The following is a 221-nucleotide window of genomic DNA, read 5'->3' as shown; positions in this document are numbered from 1 at the left end:
CGGAGAACGCCCGGCCGGCCGGTACGGCCTGCGCCGAGGCGTGCCCGAGCACGGCGGCCGCCTGCGCCCGGACCAGCTCGACCAGCAGTTCCCGGGCGTCGTCCGGGGCGAGCCCGGCCAGCCGCTCGGCCCAGCCGGCCGGCCCGCTGTCGGTGTGCCCGGCGGCGCGGCGGCTGCCGCCGCGGGCCAGGCCGCGCAGGACGGCCGGGTAGCGGCCGGCG

General features: G+C 84.2%; 1 protein-coding gene. It reads right to left on the bottom strand.

Annotated elements, in window-relative coordinates; genetic code table 11:
- The coding region (locus B1205_RS29940; RefSeq protein ID WP_176308713.1) for an acyl carrier protein at positions 1-221 on the bottom strand (221 nt) is incomplete at both ends.

Source organism: Micromonospora sp. NBS 11-29, assembly GCF_002140155.1.
Taxonomy (GTDB): Bacteria; Actinomycetota; Actinomycetes; order Mycobacteriales; family Micromonosporaceae; genus Micromonospora.
Note: the sequence above shows the minus strand (reverse complement) of the source record. Positions and strands in the feature narration are given on the sequence as shown.